The sequence below is a fragment of the Thermoflavimicrobium daqui genome, from assembly GCF_003313465.1.
Lineage (GTDB): Bacteria > Bacillota > Bacilli > Thermoactinomycetales > Thermoactinomycetaceae > Thermoflavimicrobium > Thermoflavimicrobium daqui.
On the sequence record NZ_KZ845672.1, the window covers coordinates 93,907 to 110,573 of the forward strand.

Annotated in this window: 11 protein-coding genes, 8 tRNA genes, 1 rRNA gene and 1 pseudogene; all 21 read right to left on the bottom strand. The window is 37.8% G+C overall.

Going from position 1 to position 16,667, the window contains the following annotated elements:
* Positions 1-233: 233 nt before the first annotated feature.
* A complete protein-coding gene (locus DL897_RS14940; RefSeq protein ID WP_113659932.1) occupies positions 234-2,651 on the bottom strand; it encodes a heavy metal translocating P-type ATPase in 2,418 nt (805 codons plus the stop codon).
* 101 nt (positions 2,652-2,752) lie between these two features.
* Positions 2,753-2,977: a copper chaperone CopZ gene (gene copZ / locus DL897_RS14945; protein ID WP_113659933.1), complete on the bottom strand. Its 225-nt coding sequence runs from the start codon at positions 2,975-2,977 to the stop codon at positions 2,753-2,755.
* A gap of 76 nt (positions 2,978-3,053) precedes the next feature.
* Positions 3,054-3,381, bottom strand: a pseudogene (locus DL897_RS18960) (metal-sensitive transcriptional regulator).
* Between the two features lie 298 nt (positions 3,382-3,679).
* Positions 3,680-3,985: a metal-sensing transcriptional repressor gene (locus DL897_RS14955; RefSeq protein WP_113659934.1), complete on the bottom strand. Its 306-nt coding sequence runs from the start codon at positions 3,983-3,985 to the stop codon at positions 3,680-3,682.
* A 907-nt stretch (positions 3,986-4,892) separates the two neighbouring features.
* Positions 4,893-5,042 (bottom strand): hypothetical protein, encoded by a 150-nt coding sequence (locus DL897_RS18315; RefSeq protein ID WP_168188815.1) that lies wholly within the window; start codon positions 5,040-5,042, stop codon positions 4,893-4,895.
* A 604-nt stretch (positions 5,043-5,646) separates the two neighbouring features.
* Positions 5,647-6,123 carry an SRPBCC family protein gene (locus tag DL897_RS14975; protein WP_113659937.1) on the bottom strand — a complete coding sequence of 159 codons (477 nt, stop codon included), beginning with the start codon at positions 6,121-6,123 and terminating at the stop codon, positions 5,647-5,649.
* A gap of 393 nt (positions 6,124-6,516) precedes the next feature.
* A complete protein-coding gene (gene glmS / locus DL897_RS14980) occupies positions 6,517-8,349 on the bottom strand; it encodes a glutamine--fructose-6-phosphate transaminase (isomerizing) (RefSeq protein WP_113659938.1) in 1,833 nt (610 codons plus the stop codon).
* Positions 8,350-8,887: 538 nt separating this feature from the next.
* A complete protein-coding gene (gene glmM / locus DL897_RS14985) occupies positions 8,888-10,228 on the bottom strand; it encodes a phosphoglucosamine mutase (protein WP_113659939.1) in 1,341 nt (446 codons plus the stop codon).
* Positions 10,229-10,389: 161 nt separating this feature from the next.
* Positions 10,390-11,613, bottom strand: coding sequence for a CdaR family protein (locus tag DL897_RS14990; protein ID WP_113659940.1), 1,224 nt, complete (start codon positions 11,611-11,613; stop codon positions 10,390-10,392).
* The gene (gene cdaA, locus DL897_RS14995; protein WP_113659941.1) at positions 11,606-12,436 is read right to left on the bottom strand and encodes a diadenylate cyclase CdaA; all 831 of its coding nucleotides are present in this window, start codon (positions 12,434-12,436) and stop codon (positions 11,606-11,608) included. Before cdaA ends, DL897_RS14990 begins: the two co-directional genes overlap by 8 nt.
* Before the next feature lie 608 nt (positions 12,437-13,044).
* Positions 13,045-13,947: an arginase gene (gene rocF, locus DL897_RS15000; protein WP_113659942.1), complete on the bottom strand. Its 903-nt coding sequence runs from the start codon at positions 13,945-13,947 to the stop codon at positions 13,045-13,047.
* 1,197 nt (positions 13,948-15,144) lie between these two features.
* Positions 15,145-15,219 (bottom strand) — tRNA-Gly (locus tag DL897_RS15005).
* A gap of 4 nt (positions 15,220-15,223) precedes the next feature.
* Positions 15,224-15,299 (bottom strand) — tRNA-Lys (locus DL897_RS15010).
* A gap of 6 nt (positions 15,300-15,305) precedes the next feature.
* Positions 15,306-15,380: transfer RNA gene (locus DL897_RS15015), tRNA-Gln, on the bottom strand.
* A 5-nt stretch (positions 15,381-15,385) separates the two neighbouring features.
* Positions 15,386-15,470 (bottom strand) — tRNA-Tyr (locus DL897_RS15020).
* Positions 15,471-15,474: 4 nt separating this feature from the next.
* Positions 15,475-15,550: transfer RNA gene (locus DL897_RS15025), tRNA-Val, on the bottom strand.
* Between the two features lie 30 nt (positions 15,551-15,580).
* Positions 15,581-15,656 (bottom strand) — tRNA-Glu (locus DL897_RS15030).
* Positions 15,657-15,659: 3 nt separating this feature from the next.
* Positions 15,660-15,735 (bottom strand) — tRNA-Thr (locus DL897_RS15035).
* Position 15,736: 1 nt separating this feature from the next.
* Positions 15,737-15,811, bottom strand: a tRNA-Asn gene (locus tag DL897_RS15040).
* Between the two features lie 222 nt (positions 15,812-16,033).
* Positions 16,034-16,207 carry a hypothetical protein gene (locus tag DL897_RS18320; protein WP_168188816.1) on the bottom strand — a complete coding sequence of 58 codons (174 nt, stop codon included), beginning with the start codon at positions 16,205-16,207 and terminating at the stop codon, positions 16,034-16,036.
* 201 nt (positions 16,208-16,408) lie between these two features.
* Positions 16,409-16,525: ribosomal RNA gene (rrf, locus tag DL897_RS15045) — 5S ribosomal RNA — on the bottom strand.
* Between the last annotated feature and the right edge of the window lie 142 nt (positions 16,526-16,667).

Below are 16,667 nucleotides of genomic sequence, written 5' to 3' on the forward strand. Positions count from 1 at the left end.
GGAGCAACTTCGCTTTTTCCTTTTACACCATGGTCTGAGTATCATCATGACTCTAGTGACTAATTAATACTTTTCCCTCTGATCGTTCAATACATGACTAGTTTGTTCGCCCATTTTTGGATTCATGCTTGCATAAACACTGTAGCCTCCGATAACAACCCCAAGATACACGATAGCCGAAATCACCCAAATCATTATACTTTTTTTCAATATAGGTATCCTCCTTTCCAAATTTATGCCTTTAACTTAATTCTTTGTAGTCTTAATGCGTTGAGAACGACCGATACAGAACTAAACGCCATCGCTGCACCAGCTAACCATGGAGCTAAGAAGCCTGCTGCTGCAATTGGAATACCGATACAATTATAGGCAAGAGCCCAGAAAAGATTTTGCTTAATATTGGTGATCGTTTTTTTGCTCATGAAAATGGCATCTGCAATACTCATTAAATCACCGCGAATAAGGGTAATATCAGCAGCTTCCATCGCTACATCGGTTCCTGTCCCAATCGCCATTCCAATATCGGCTGTTGCTAGTGCCGGAGCATCATTGATTCCATCCCCTACCATAGCCACTTTTTTACCAACTTGTTGAAGCTTTTTCACTTCTTCCGCCTTACCTTCAGGCAAAACTTCTGCAATCACATGCTTAATGCCAACTTGATCTGCAATGGCTTTGGCTGTTTGGGTGTTATCCCCTGTAATCATCACTACCTCTAAGCCCATGTTTTGTAAGCGAGCTATCGCTTCTTTTGATGTTTCCTTAATGGTATCGGCTACAGCTACAATTCCCGCATAGTGCCCGTCGATGGCTACTAACATGGCAGTCTTCCCTTGTTTCTCTAAAGTTTCCATTTTTGATAGCTCGTCCCCGACATCAATATGATGTTTCGCCATCAGTCTACGTGTACCAATGAATAGTTGTTTACCGTTAACGGTCGATCGTATTCCGAAACCAGGAATCGCTTCAAATAAATCTGATGATCCTAGTTCAATTCCTTTTTCTTTAATCCCCTCTACGATTGCTTCGGCCAGTGGATGTTCTGAGTTTCGCTCAGCCGTCCCCACAAGCTTAAGAAATTCTGTTTCATCCATACCTTCTGTTAAAAGAACATCCGTTAAAGATGGTTTACCATTGGTGACTGTGCCTGTTTTATCCAGAATAATCGTATCGAGACGATGCGTCATTTCTAAGTGCTCTCCACCCTTAAATAAAATCCCAAATTCAGCTGCACGACCTGAACCAGCCATAATGGATGTGGGTGTAGCCAGACCCAGTGCACAAGGACAAGCAATAACGAGTACAGCAATGAACTTTTCAAGAGCCTCAGCGAACTCTCCGGGACTTAGAAAGAAATACCAGACTAAGAAGGTCACAATCGCAATTCCGACGACAATCGGTACAAATATCCCTGAAATCACGTCAGCCAAACGTTGGATCGGCGCTTTGGAGCCTTGTGCTTCTTCTACCACCTTAATAATCTGCGCTAATGCTGTATCTTTTCCAACCTTGGTAGCTTTAATTTTGAGGAAACCATTTTTGTTAATCGTTGATCCAATGACAGTATCTCCTACCGTTTTATCAATGGGAATACTTTCACCCGTTAACATCGATTCATCAAGAGCAGACCGTCCTTCCATAATTTCACCATCTACAGGTACTTTTTCACCTGGTTTTACATAAACGATATCTCCAACCAGAACTTCTTCAATCGGAATATTCATTTCCTGTCCGTCTCTCATAACTGTAGCTGTTTTTGCTTGCAGCCCCATTAGCTTTTTAATCGCCTCAGATGATCGTCCTTTAGCCTTAGCTTCAAACAATTTACCAAGTATAATGAGGGTAATAAGAACAGCACTTGTTTCATAATAAAGCTCGACCATATGGGCTCCCGAACCAATAGACTTGATACTTAAATACAAACTGTAGAAATAAGCAGCCGATGTGCCTAATGCAACGAGGACATCCATATTTGCACTCTTATTTCGCAGTGCTTTATACGCTCCAACATAAAACTGTCCACCAACGATAAATTGAACAGGGGTCGCCAAAGCGAGTTGTACCCATGGATTCATAAACATATCAGGTAGCCAGATAAAACGCGTAAATTCAAAGTGACTAACCATTGCCCACAGTAACGGAAATGACAAGATAAGCGAAAAAAGAAACTTCCCTTGTTGTTTTTCAATTTCTTTTTGCCGATGGTCAACTTGTTCTCCTGATTTTTCTTGCTTTTGCTCAAGAGTATAACCCAGCTTTTTAATCGTCTCTTTCATATCTGAAACAGAGACTTGATTAGGGCTATATTCCACAAGAACCGATTCTAAAGCAAAGTTAACCGTTGCTTTTTCTATTCCATCTAATTTATTTAAACGTTTTTCAATTTTATTGGCACAAGCTGCACACGTCATCCCGGTGATATCAAACTCCACTTTATCGCTTACAACGTTATATCCTAAGGATTGGACTTTTTCTTTAAATTTCGCTATGTCTGCTTTCTCAGGGTCATATTTAATATTTGTTTTCTCAAGCGCAAAATTTACTGTTGCATCTTCTACACCTTCAATCTTTTTCAACCCTTTTTCAATTCTAGTTGCACAAGCTGCACATGTCATTCCGGATATTTGCAGTGTTGCTTCCTTTTGACTCATGTTTCTCACTCCTTCTTATATACTATGGAGGGGTATATGTTTTTCTAAAAGAGATCGCGCTGAAAACAGCACGATCTCTTTTGAGTTTTCCTTTTTAGCGATTACTTTACTTGTGTAGGTTGCTCTACATCATACCCCTGATCCTCAATCACATCGATAATTTCATTTAAGCTCACAACATTTGCATCAAATGAAACATCAACTTTACCTTCATTTAGATGAACCTTGACAGAATGAACACCTTTTAATTCACCTACATTTCCTTCAATTGAATTAACGCAATGTGAGCAAGACATTCCTTGTACATGAAGTGTTATGTTTGGCATAGCTAATTCCTCCTTTGTCTTTTCGATTTCATTATACAATACCCCCGTTGGGTAGTAAATAAAAGTTTTAAAAAAATTATTTTGTTATTTTGGAAATCGTCTTTAAAAACTCCTCCACAATGTCGGGATCATCTTGTTTTAAGCGTTCAATCACACACGTATTAATATGACTTTCTAATAATACACGGGATACAGAATCTAATGCAGCTTGAGCTGCTGAAATTTGGTGTAATATCATCACAATAAGTTTTTCTTATGATCATATTTTTTATTCCTTTAATTTGGCCTTCGATTCTATTCATTCTTTTTATGAGTTGATCTTGTAGATCACTTGAATAGTTCCCACTTTCTTTTTCTTGATTACTACAGCATGTTTCATTAGAAGTCTTAACCGAGTTCCCCATTTAAAAACTTCTCCTTTATATAACTTAAAATGAATCATATGATCTAAGCATATCAGCTGTTAAATTCATACTACTATACCCCCCTAATGTATGTCAAATAAATTGCCAATATCAAATAACTTGGTTTTGAGGTTTATGGCTTTTCAAAGCCATTTAAAGTAGTATCCCTTATTCCCATTTTTTATTGTGTGTGTATGGCTGAAGAGAGATGGACAATAGGTAAACAGTCTATAAATACCTTATTAGTTATATTAGCAATCAAAATAAAAGGCCAGCATATGATATCTGGCATTAACATTTAACACTTTGAAAAACGTTCAAAGACCTCCATTAATTCTTGAATCGCTTCGTCTCCATCACCATTCTTTATAGCGTCTGATACACAATGATGCGTATGCCTTTCTAATAAATTAAGACTCACTTTCTTTAACGCAGCATTGATGGCTGAGATTTGAACAAGGATATCTACACAATAGCGATCATTTTCAATCATATTTTGAATGCCACGAACTTGTCCTTCAATTCGTTTGAGTCGGTTGATTAATTGATCTTTTTCTTTTGTTGGTCGATGTGTCACTTTTGTTTCTTCTGATTTGTTTGTCATTTCTATCCCCTTCTTTCTTCTGAAATCATTCTTCTTATACTTTACTAGGGTATATGATACAAGTATACCACAAAAGAAGGGATATCATATGTATTTGGATGCCTGAATTTTCTTCTATGTTAAGATCGGATTGAATCATTATTCTCAAAGTAAAGTATAGGAAAAGGCTATATTATGATTAACTCATAGTAACAGCCTTAATAAAGGTCTTTATTTCAAACCAACGCTAAATCTTAAGTTATATCAATCCTTACTAAAGCATGTTGCATAATTTGATTAAAAATCTAGGACATACTGAGAGGATGTCGCGAATCGTTTTTGTGAAGGATTGACTTTTCCGCCAAACCTTTAATGGGAGTAAGTCGGGAAGCGATGAGTGTCTGATTAATAGGGCAACCTCTAATTACTTATAATGAGAAAAATAGCAAAGCTTACAATATAAATCATAAACAAGCCCATGGTCCATTTAGATGATTTACGTTTCGTACTTAAACTATCTTTAAGGCCATAATTAAGAATATTCGCTATAAAAATTGCATTCCATGTAAATCCGCCTTTTCATTAGAATTTTTGGTATGGTAGCTTCCTTAATTTAACCGAGCTTTTTGGGAGTAGTGATATAATCCAAATAAAGAAATAAGAATGTAACCAGTAAAGATGATGCATCCCCATAGCATAAGATTTTGGCTTTCATAACCCATCGAAGCGTCAAAAAACTGAATACTAAATCGATAAATGAAAGAAAGAGGAAAAACAATCGAAACATTCGCCCCTAATAGTATGGTTGTGACAAAAATAGAAGCCACACCAGCATTTCTAGAAAAGTAATAGTTATATTATGTTCTTCTAGAATTTTCTCCACTTCTTTTTGAGCAAGCGGAGAGACAAAATCAATCCGATAATCGGTTTAATCGATCACCTGTCCCTGAAGTTTAACTATTAAAGATTCATCTAGCTTATATGGCGTTCCCAGCTTATACAACATCATCCGTTCCCCTATATTCGCCGTTTGAAAGATGATTTTTCCATTGTTCATAAAGATCAACTCATCAGCCATTAAATCGATCTCATGAAGTAAATGGCTAGATATAATAACCGTTTTATGTTCTGCTCCATCTAAGTAAGATTGAGTGGTAAAATAAGTATCTCTTTCCTATTTCGTCATAAATTCAATTGTCTTATCTATATCCCATTTCGTATTTGATTCTTTAGTTTTTCCAATAGATATCATCAGCTCCCCTTTATTACTTAGCCACATGATTGATGAATGTGGATACTCACCTGCTTTGCTTTTCAGTTTTGATTTTGTTAAAGCATCTGGTAAGCCTTTCAAAGAACTTACAAAATCCGTCCAATCCTAGAAGCATAATATCAAGCATAACAATATCCACTCGATCCAAATATAGTTCAATTTGATTACCTGACTCCAGCCATGTTATTTCATATCCATGTTCATGTAAATTTTCCTTTTACTGGATATATAGCCTTAAAATAAAGTTTGATCAAAAATATCTTACAAACCCCTATTTTACGACAAATAAAGAGAATCCATTTTGAAAAAAGATTGATCAATATGGATTCCTTACCAATATATTTAAGTTTGGTTTTTATAAAAAAATCGCTCCCGATTGCTTAAGAACGATGCTATTTGTAAAAGTTTGTCATTCAGTAAAGATAGCGAGATTCTCCAGTGTAGACCTTAAACCTGTGTCGTGATCCTCCTTTCGTATTCCTTCAGGTACGTTCTCACAAACGATAGTAACCTTTGTGCCTTCTGAAACGTCTTCCAATAGCCATTTCTGTATCATCTCACCCGAGAACGCCGGATCCTTGGAATCGAATTTTACTGATTGCACAATTCTCTTGCCTGGATCTAACTCTAAAAACTTCACTAGGGCTACGTCAGTGTTTTCCGAAGTCTTGCCAGAGGGTGAGTGATCCATTTCGTACGTGAGGGTCACTCTATAAGTTTCGCCTTCGCGGGGATCAAACATATCAATATGACACGACATTCCTTTTGGTGGAAGCCACGAAGCCAATGCTTCCGGGGTCAAGAATGCCTGATAGATGGTTTGCGGTGATGCCATAATCACTCTTGAAGCAGAATCTGTTCTCCTGTTACTTGGTGCATTTGCCATGATAAAATCCTCCTTATTGACTTTCTGTTAATTTTTTTAAGTTTATTACATATAAATACTACAAACTTCTTCCCGATTGCTCAAAACTCTTCTTTTATTTATCAAATCTGGCCATTTAATAGAACATCCTATGTTATTGGTTAAAAAGCCCCTTTAGAAGGTTTCTTCAAGTGGCAGGGGGGATACTGCTCACGAATATCTACTATATAATCGTAATATTCAGATAAATAAAAGTAGTTTCGTTCCAAATCTGATAAAAACTCATATTGCCTCTGTATCGTGATTCCTTTTAGACGAAATAAAAAAAGGCCTCTTAAAGACATAATATCCCAAGAGACCATTCTTATCAAACTTTATTTTAAATCTACAAACAGATCCCCCCAGTAAATCGAACTACTCTACCGTTACGCTTTTCGCTAGATTCCGTGGCTTATCCACATCATATCCACGTTCAACACACGCATAGTAAGCAAACAGCTGTAGTGGGATCACAGTGAGGACTGGGGCTAAGAGATCAAGCGTTTTAGGAATGTGAATAACCTCATCCACCGACTTATTCAGTTCGGTATCTCCTGTTATCGTTACTCCTAAAACATAAGCTCCCCGTGCTTTGACTTCTTGAATATTACTCACTGTTTTTTCATATAATGCTTTTTGTGTAGCAATTGCCAGTACCGGAATATTTTCTTCGATCAAAGCGAGTGTTCCGTGTTTGAGCTCACCAGCCGCATAAGCTTCAGAGTGAATATAGGAAATCTCCTTCAACTTGAGTGATCCTTCCAAGGCGACGGCATAATCAAGTCCTCGACCGATAAAAAATAAATTTTGGTGCTTAGCAATTTCACGAGCAAAGTTGGCTACAATACTTACCTGTTCAGGTTGTAATAAAAGCTCTGCTTTTTCAGATAGCTTTTGTAACTGAGCAACAACTTCTTTGAGTTCGCCAACGTTTTTCGCCTCTAACTGTTGGGCAAAATAAATACCAAGGAGATAAATGGCAATCAGTTGCGAAGTATATGCCTTTGTCGAAGCCACAGCGATTTCTGGCCCAGCCCATGTAATAATGACATCGTCAGCCTCACGAGCAACACTACTACCTACAACGTTGGTAATAGCTAATACTTTCGCTCCACGTTGTTTGGCTTCTCTAAGTGCTGCTAAGGTATCAGCCGTTTCCCCTGATTGACTAACCGCTATAAACAACGTACGCTCATTAATAATCGGCTCACGATATCGATACTCTGAGGCTACATCTACTTCAACTGGAATACGGGTTAATTTTTCGAAGACATATTTTCCTACTAATCCTGCGTGATAAGCCGTACCACAGGCAACAAAATGAATCCGCTCGATCTGTTGTACGTCTTCTTTACTCAAAGAGATCTCGTTGGAAAGGTCCACTTTATCTTCTTTAATTCGACCAGCTAAGGTATCCTGAATCGCTTTGGGTTGCTCATAAATCTCCTTTAGCATAAAGTGGTCAAATCCACCTTTTTCCGCAGTCTCAATATCCCAATGTACTTTCATCACATTACGTTCAATGGGGGTACCATCTAACCGCATGAGCTCAACATCAGTCGCAGTTAAAACAGCTAATTCACCGTCTTCCAAGATATATACATCTCTCGTATACTTTAAGATAGCTGGGATATCTGAAGCAATAAAATTCTCATTTTCTCCGATCCCTACGACAAGTGGGCTTGCTAAACGAACCGCGACCAGTTTATCTGGCTCATACTCACTAATCACACCTAGCGCATAAGCTCCGTTTAGACGTTGGACTACTTTTCTGACAGTAGAAACCAAGTCACCATCCCATATATCTGCAAGTAGCTTGGCTACAACTTCTGTATCGGTCTCTGAAGTAAATTGGTACCCTTTAGCGATCAACTCTTCTTTAAGCTCGATGTAGTTTTCGATGATCCCATTATGAACCACTGCGAATAAACCTTGCTCGTCAACATGCGGATGGGCATTCTCATCGGATGGTTTTCCATGTGTAGCCCAACGAGTATGTCCAATTCCTAAAGAACCTGGTAAAAATCGGACTTGTAGCTTTTCCTCCAACTCAGCTAAACGGCCTTTGGATTTTCTAACTCCAATGGTTTCTCCATTATATACAGCTAGTCCAGCTGAATCATAGCCACGATATTCGAGCTTCCCAAGCCCTTCCAGCATGATATCTTGTGCCTCTTTTGAGCCGATATATCCAACAATTCCGCACATATTGATTCTTACCTCCAAATATAATGATTTATTCAATTATCAAGGTACTATTTTTAACCGAATCACTATACGTCACATCACAGCCTTTGGACAGCAAGTCACCTCGCTGGTTTGTGCTGTGATTCCTCGGTGTTGACGTGACACCGGGAGGCATCCGCCGACCGTTCGATGCTCCTCCTCCTCGTCAACTGTAAGTATTCTCTTACAGTCCTGGCGCTTTACGACAAAAAAAGAAAAAATCCTTATCCGTCTTCTATTATCTACCTCCCTCTAAAAGTAAATATCCATTTTATTATATAACAAAAACAACAAATACGACACAAGAAATAAAATATTTATATATAATTAGATATAGATGTTTACAGAAAAAACTTTCTTGTGTCACGTCTCTTCTTTTTCTATTTCATTGGAAACAAATAATCTATTTCATATATCCAATTTTATATAGATTAAATTCAAATCAGTTTTTTCTTAGTAAAATTAAAAATACGGAGTGCAACATCTCTATCAAAAGACGCTACACCCCAAATACTTCTAATTATCCTAATTGTTGACGAACAACTTCTGCGATTTCCTCTACATATTCCTTCAATTGTTCTTCTTCAGGTCCTTCTGCCATTACACGAATGAGAGGTTCTGTACCCGATGGTCGAACTAACACGCGACCATCATTTCCTAATCTTTCTTCAATTTCTTTAATCTTATTCTGTATAGCTTCATTTTGCTGCCAGCCATCTTTACTCTTTACTTTTACATTTACTAAAAGCTGAGGATATTTAGTCATTTGCTTACTTAAATCGCTTAAAGTTTGTCCCTTTTCTTTCATAACACGTAGTAATTGGACGGCTGTGAGCATACCATCTCCTGTTGTATTATGATCCAAGAAGATAATATGACCCGACTGCTCTCCACCTAAGTTATAACCACCTTCCCTCATCTTTTCCATAACATAACGATCGCCTACTTTGGTTCTTTCAGTATGAATCTCGAACGATTCCATCGCTTTGAAAAAGCCAATATTGCTCATAACTGTTGTGACAACCGTCTCTCCTTTTAACTCGTTCGTTTGTTTCAGATATTCCGCACAAATACACATAATCTGGTCGCCATCGACCACATTGCCCTTCTCATCTACTGCAATCAATCGATCTGCATCTCCATCAAAAGCGAGCCCTAAATCTGCACCTTTTTGCAAGACCTCTTTCTGAAGGCGTTCAGGATGAGTTGATCCACATTCTACATTAATGTTCACACCATCTGGATTCACACTGATCGCAGTAACATCCGCTCCTAATTCTCGAAGTAATACAGGTGCAGCTTTAAAAGCAGCACCATTGGCACCATCCACGACTATATGTATGCCACAAAGATCCGTATCAATTGTTGATTTTACGTGTTCAAGATAGTCGTTGATAGCATCAGGTTGATTCGTAACTCGACCTATTTGATCTCCAACGGGTCTAGGTAGTTCATCCTCTTCTTGAACCAGTAGCTTTTCAATTTCTGTTTCTGTTTCATCAGATAGTTTAAATCCATCTGCGCCAAAAAATTTAATACCATTATCTGGGAATGGATTGTGTGAAGCGGAGATCATAACACCTGCATCTGCTTTTAAATGACGTGTTAGAAAAGCCACTCCTGGTGTACTAATAACTCCTAGACGAATTACATCTGCACCAATCGATAACATTCCCGCTATTAAAGCTGATTCTAACATCTCTCCAGATAACCGGGTATCTCTTCCCACCAGAATTTTGGGACGTTCCTTATGACTTGTAAGTACATATGCTCCAAATCGACCTAAGCGAAACGCTAATTCAGGAGTTAATTCTCTATTTGCTGTCCCTCTTACTCCATCTGTGCCAAAATATTTGCCCATTTATTCTCTGTTGTCTTTTTGGGGGCTTTAGACAACAGATCTTCACCTCGCTTTTGCCATAATCAAACTCCATATTCCAAGCTGTTTCAATAAGCCCCCATATTTTTTCCTTATACAGCTTGGACTGTTTTTATATCGAATTTTCTACAGTTTATAAATGTTTATTTCTCGATTAGTTCAATATTCGCCTTCTGTGTGCCTAGGTTCTCCACTTTTAGATAAGGTGGTAAATTAAATTGAATCGGGATCTCATGTTTTCCCTTAGTTAGATTTGTTAGATCACAGTATGCTTTGACATCGCCATCATTCATTTTATCGATTATCGATGGTGCACCTGATAAGGTTATAGAAATCTTTCCATCTTGGGGTTGAACAAACTTCGCGTTTAGTCCATCTCCAACTCCGGCAATTTGAATAGGGATATGATCAATTGTTCTCGTTTTAGATGGAACCATTTTAACATAGATATCGATCTCTTTGGGTTCCACTTTTATGATCGGATTTTGAATGGAAATCGGCATACGTATCTTCTGATCTTTCGTCACATTTGACAGATCTAGCTTAATTCCAGAGTAGAAGTCGAGTTCATCAAGATAGGTTGGTGGGCCATATACGGTAATATCCTTTTCTTTCCATGATAAGCTTTCAACTGCATAACCAGATGGTGGGTCTTTACCAACTTCCACCTTTAACGGAACTTTTTTATTTGGAGTACTAATCGGTATCTCCACATGAACCACTTCCGGTGTAACTGAAATCTGATTTAAGCTTAAAGGCCCTTGCTCTCCATAAGGTTGGAGGCGTATATCTTTTTTATAGGTCTTATTTAAATTATCTACTTGTACCACAGCGCGTATTGATTTTACTTCATCAAGCTCGGCTTTCGTTCCACTAATTAATACTTTTTCTGGATTAACGATTGCTGTACTTGCATTAAAACCATCTTTCCCATTACCAATGATATCTACTTGAACTGGCATTTCTTTTTTAAGTTTTGGTTCCATCACCACGGTAACACTATCAGGGCTTAACTTTTTGTCAATTCCTAATGGAATCCCTTGGATTTGCAAAGGGATATTATGGTGTTTTCCTGACCCCAAATTTCTTAGATCAACAAACACACGATAATCTAAAGATAACCGTTCTAATAAATATTTGTCACCTGTTAATGTTAGCTGTACCTTACTTGGAACAATCTTAACAATCTCAAACCTGCTTTGATCATACTTTGCCTCGATGGGTACTTCAACGCGTGTTTGTGACGAAGCAAAATTATGGTCTTGTCCAAGTGAAAAAGAACCTTCTCCTACTGATAGCCAAAGAACGACAGCAAGGCCAATGGAAAGGAAGCGTAAAACCATATCGTTATCCATCCATTTATTCATCTGCTGTACCCTCCTTTTCTCTTATCCAGAAGGTACTCCATCTACTTTTTTTCTTCGGTGATTTCAACTCTTCCAGAAGGCGTAAGTTCAACTGTTCTTCATTAAAACCTCTATCCAGTTTACCATGAGTTACAACTGAAATGACGCCAGTTTCTTCGGAAACAATTACTATCACCGCATCAGAAATTTCACTTAAACCAAGACCAGCTCGATGTCGAGTACCTAGCTCTTTACTGATAAACGGGTTTTCAGAAAGTGGTAAATAACAACCAGCTGCCATGATCTGACCATCGCGAATGATTACAGCTCCATCGTGGAGGGGTGTATTGGGAAGAAAGATGTTTTTTAGAAGTTCAGCACTCAGTCTAGCTTCTAGTAAAATTCCCGTCTCAATATAATCAGATAGCCCAGTTTTTCTTTCGATAATAATTAAAGCACCAATCTGACGCTTTGATAAATGCGCAGCTGCTTTACTAATCTCTGTGGTAATTTTTGAAACTAACTTATGTTGGAACTGTTTTTTTCGATTAAAAAACATACCTCCACGGCCTAATTGCTCTAATGCTTTGCGTATTTCCGGTTGAAAAATAATAATAACTGCCAATAGACCAACAGATGACAAATTTTGAATTAACCAACGAACTGTTGTTAAGTGTAAAAATCGACTAGCTACCCAAAAGATAATTAAGACAATAATTCCTTGAACGAGTTGTATGGCTCGAGTACCTCGAAGCAGAACAAGCAGACGATAAATGATATAACTAACAATGGATATATCTATTAAGTCACCTATATATCGTGTCATAATTTCCCATGGACTCATCAAATGCCTCCATTAATTTCATTCACATTTACTAGTATGCTACCAAACAGCCTATCCTAAAAACCTTTCATACTTTCAAGTATTCATTATGCGACAATTATTGTAAAAAAGAAATGCCTTTAAACAAGAAAGGAAGGTAAGATGAAAAATAAAAAACCAGTACTTGTAAAGACTGGTTAAACATCCATGTTTAATAAATATAAAGAACAATTATATCTAACAATGATTTGAACAATAGATATCCTTAAATAATTGAAAATTGCTTTTTTCATCCAGCATAACAGATGATCCTCTAAGTGTAAAGAAAGAGAAATCTGTCACTTTCTCCATTTGCATAAAATAAAGGTTTTAAAACTAACTAACCTTATGTAGGATCGACTTTTCTCAAACCTTTAGGGAGAGTGAGTTCAAAAACGATAAGCGACTGGATAAGAGGGCAACCTCGTAAGATTATATAATTAAATAAAACAATTGATTATATATAACAATTTATATCATAAATAATTTATCTTGTATAAAATAAATTACATTCTTGTGAAATAAACTTGTCACAAAAATATTGGATAAAAAAAGCACGATCCAATAAAAAGATCGCGCTTTCACTATCGTTATAAAATCTTTTTTCCAAAGAGTGATCCAATCAAAGCAACAGCAACTTTTGCTGTTTGGTTTGATTGGTCTAAGATTGGATTGACTTCGACGAATTCAGCTGATGTAATTTTATTCGCCTCAGCTAGCATTTCCATAGCTAGATGGCTTTCACGATAACTAATGCCACCTGGTACTGGGGTACCTACTCCTGGACAGTCTTTGGGATCTAATCCATCAAGGTCTAAACTAAGATGAACACCATCAGTATTTTTCGAAACGATATGAATAGCTTCATCCATTACTCTAGCCATACCTAATCGATCAATCTCATGCATAGTAAACACACGAATTCCTAACTCGCGAATTAACTCTTTTTCTCCTTGATCTAATTCACGAATTCCAACAAGTACTACATTTTCAGGGCGTACTTTTGGAGCATACCCTCCACATCTCACTAAGGCTGGATGCCCAATTCCCAGACTTGCAGCTAAAGACATCCCATGAATATTTCCTGATGGAGAAGTTTCTCCTGTATTTAGGTCACCATGAGCATCATACCAAATAACTCCTAAATTTTCATAGTGTTTCGCAACACCAGCGATAGTCCCAATCGCTATACTATGGTCTCCCCCAAAAACAAGTGGAAAGCGATCACGTTCTACAACTTTTGAGATTGAATCAGCTAGTTGTTCACATGCTAGGGAAACTTCTTTTAAATATTTTAAGTTTTGATGTTCAATAACAGAAGACTCTGGACTCGATGTCAGTATATCACCTAAATCTTCAACTTCATACCCGAGTTTAATTAATTCATCTTGAGCTGTCGCATAACGTATCGCACTTGGCCCCATATCTACACCACGGCGCCCTTGGCCTAGATCTAGTGGCATGCCAATAATTGAAATCGGTTTCTTTTTCATGATGCAATAAACCCTTTCTAATCATTATTTATTTAAGTCTAGCATAGCAAATAAAATTTTACAAATCTTGTAATATTTATTCAAAAAAAGGTATAAAAAAACACCCAAAATGAATATTCCTATTAGGTTTTCCTTTTCCAACTGGACGATTTTCGCTTCTTTGAATCAAGAAGTAAAAAGCGAAAGGAAAAATACTATTCAAGAGAATCCTTGGAGTACAAACTGGATAGTAAAGCTACAGAAATATTGTTACCAAAAGCGAATAAGAAAATCGAAGTAAAAACCATTAATAAATATTTTAATACCTTTATATAAACAATTTATACATTTTAGATCCTGTTATATCATACGGTTAAAGTCCTAGACCATTTCTAGACGTAAGAATTGATTGCTTTTGTGTTGGACCAATTTCTTCCTTAAAAGAACGAAAGGACTTAATGGCAAAACTTAAGAGTTTTTATGGACTAATAGGGATGGAAGTGGAAGTATATAGGGAATTATAAGAGCCTAATTCAGAAGGCAATCTGATCTTAAAATAGAAGTAGCCCTCTTAATCATCTGCTCATCACTTCCTCACTCACTTCTGCTAAAGGTTTAGCGCAAAAGTCGATCCTACACAAAAACGATTCACTCCAACTCTAGATATGATCTGGCTTTCCAATCGAATGATGCAGTATGCTGAAAATAAATATATATAGATATATAAATACAACTTTAAAACATATATTTGAATTTGCGTTTAAAGCATTGACTTATTTTAATTCGAAATATTATTATAAACAGAGATTAACTTAGTTGTAGAGGGAACTATCTTTTTCTTATCTCTTTAAAAAGGATAAAGAGAAAGTTCACTTTATCTAGTTATAGGGATAAGATAAGATCTAATTTTGTTTGTGTAATTGCTTCAAGACTGCCTATTGTTTTGAAAACCATGTTTTTAATCAGGGCCTTTAGATCCATACATGCATTTTAAAAATAAAAAATGGATGATTTTTCTAATTACGGGTTCCCTCCAGTCTCCACAATTGTAAATCCATTCATGCTCTCTGATGTTTTACAACGAAACTTCAAAAACAAAAGCCCTGGCGAATACCTGTCGGTTTTTCCAAGGGCTTTTGTACTGTACTAAGCTATATCATATTTATTTTTTTCAAAAGAAAAAACCATCAATTTTACATTGATGGTTTTTTGCTTAATTGGAGCGGAAGACGGGATTCGAACCCGCGACCCTCGCCTTGGCAAGGCGATGCTCTACCCCTGAGCCACTTCCGCAAAATGGTGAGCCATGAAGGACTCGAACCTTCGACCCTCTGATTAAAAGTCAGATGCTCTACCAACTGAGCTAATGGCTCTTATTTTGGCTGGGAAGGTAGGGATCGAACCTACGCATCACGGAGTCAAAGTCCGTTGCCTTACCACTTGGCTACTTCCCAAAAAATGGTGGAGGGAGTAGGATTCGAACCTACGAAGGCAAAGCCAGCGGATTTACAGTCCGCCCCAGTTGGCCACTTTGGTATCCCTCCATAATGGTGGACGGTGACGGGATCGAACCGCCGACCCCCTGCTTGTAAGGCAGGTGCTCTCCCAGCTGAGCTAACCGTCCATATAATAGACTAGATTTCTCTAGTCTTTTTGGTGACCCGTAGGGGATTCGAACCCCTGTATGCCAGCGTGAAAGGCTGGTGTGTTAACCGCTTCACCAACGGGCCAGATGGAGCTTCCAACCAGGCTCGAACTGGTGACCTCTTCCTTACCATGGAAGCGCTCTACCGACTGAGCTATGGAAGCATGGCTCCCCAGGCAGGACTCGAACCTGCAACCTACCGGTTAACAGCCGGGCGCTCTACCATTGAGCTACTGAGGAATAATTTTAACGAGAACGTATTCTATTCTAACATAACTTTCTCTTATTATCAAGTTCTTTTTTTATTTTTTTTGACCGTAATTGCTTTCATAATTCAGCAGCGACATCAATAACTCTATCAGATATATTAGATCATGTCAATAGTTTTTTATAATCTATTTCTTTTTTCAAGGTAAGGCCTTTAATGGTTCTCTAAGATACTTTTTAGGAACCCCAATAAACCTATCCCACTTTTGCTATGGCTTTGAAGTGGGCATTTCCTACCATCAGAGATAAGAAGCTCCCACATATAGAAGTGTTTGCTTTCTGTATTCGATCCAATTGGTCAGAAAGCTCTCTTAGATTTCTAAGTAAACAACAGGTACCAAAGTTGCGTGCCTGCCGGGAATAAACCATCTACTCCTTTTCACCTAGGAGAACCATAGATACGTTTGTTTCATGGAAACATCGAGATGATTAATTTCCCCATAGAGCAATTTGACTATCCCATTGTATCTCTTACTGTCTCGCAAATAACTATTAGCTTTTTACTTTGACCTACGAACACGTTAAAAAGGAGCTAACGCATAAGATTATGCGTTAGCTCCTTTTTAGATTGCCTGGCAATGACCTACTCTCCCAGGGGTCTGCACCCCAAGTACCATCGGCGCTGAAGGGCTTAACTGTCGTGTTCGGGATGGGAACGAGTGGAACCCCTTCGCTATAATCACCAGACGTTTCCCAGAATCTGTGATTCTGGGACAATATTTAGATGTGTGAATCACACACCTTGAAAATTAGAAAGGAAATGAAGTCAGAGTGAGAGTAAGTAGGTTAAGCCCTCGACCGATTCGTATCCGTCAGCTAAACACATTGC